An 820-nucleotide genomic window follows, 5' to 3' on the forward strand; every position below is an offset into this window, starting at 1 on the left:
TTCCCCAATCGGGCTCGATCTGATTCAACCTCCCGAAAGAGGAGGTCGCCATGCGCCGTCACGAGCTGTCCGACAAGGAATGGTCCATCATCCAGCCGCTGCTACCCACGAAAGTGCGTGGCGTGCCGAGGGTGGATGACCGGCGGGTCATCAACGGCATCCTCTGGCGGTTCCGGACCGGCAGCCCCTGGCGGGACGTGCCCGAGCGGTACGGCCCGCGCACCACGCTCTACAACCGCTTCACGCGATGGCGGGCCGCCGGGGTCTGGGACCGCATTCTTGGCGCGATATCAGCAGCCTATGACGGCGACATCGTCATGATCGACAGTTCCTGCGTCCGCGTCCACCAGCATGGCGCCACGGCAAAAAGGGGGGCGACGAGCATGGCTGCATGGGACATTCCCGCGGGGGGCTGACCACGAAGATCCACGCCCTGGTCGATGCCGAGGGCCGCCCGATCCGCCTGCATCTGACGCCAGGCCAGGCGGGCGACGCCCCCGTCGGCACGAGTTTCACCGAAGGGCTGGACTGCGGCGCCACGCTGATCGCCGACCGCGCTTACGACACGAACCCGATCCGGGACGCGGCGGCCGAGCGCAAGGTGTGGGCCTGCATCCCTCCGCGGGTCATCCGGAAGGGCTCGTTCAGCTTCAGTCCGTGGGTTTATCGCCAGCGCAATCTCGTCGAACGCTTCTTCAATCGCATCAAACAGTTCCGCGGATTGGCAACCCGATACGACCGAAGACCGGACAACTATCTCGCAGCCCTGAAGCTCGCATCCATCCGCATTTGGATTGCCGGGATATGAGTCCGCGTCCTA

At 65.2% G+C, this 820-nt stretch carries 1 protein-coding gene; it reads left to right on the forward strand.

Features of this window, described 5'->3' with window-relative positions; all coding sequences use genetic code 11:
* Positions 1-50: 50 nt before the first annotated feature.
* Positions 51-808, forward strand: a protein-coding gene (locus ACQ5SO_RS21345) for an IS5 family transposase (RefSeq protein WP_430943672.1) whose coding sequence is annotated in 2 segments (ribosomal slippage) — positions 51-371 and positions 374-808 — 756 coding nt in all. Because the reading frame shifts where the segments join, the coding sequence is not laid out codon by codon here.
* The last annotated feature ends 12 nt before the right edge of the window (positions 809-820 follow it).

It is taken from the genome of Rhodovulum sp. DZ06 (genome assembly GCF_050586345.1).
GTDB lineage: Bacteria > Pseudomonadota > Alphaproteobacteria > Rhodobacterales > Rhodobacteraceae > JBOCEF01.